At 60.6% G+C, this 203-nt stretch carries 1 protein-coding gene; it reads right to left on the minus strand.

Going from position 1 to position 203, the window contains the following annotated elements:
- The coding region (locus tag AC0QHF_RS07070; protein ID WP_324703494.1) for a sirohydrochlorin chelatase at positions 1-203 on the minus strand (203 nt) is incomplete at both ends.

The following is a 203-nucleotide window of genomic DNA, read 5'->3' on the forward strand; positions in this document are numbered from 1 at the left end:
GTGGTGCGGCCGGAAAATATAAAATAAGGGATGATGCCGATCGCTTCACATCCGGCGTCGGCCAATTCCTGAATCCGCGATTCGAGATCGGGGGGTACGGACCAGTAGGCGGGGGTGGCTCTCAATTCGGCGGCGAGGTGTTCGACGGGTTGATTTCCGCCGGGACGGCGACTGCCGTGGGAGAGGAGAATCCAGGCATCTGC

This window comes from Lyngbya sp. CCY1209 (assembly GCF_055795065.1).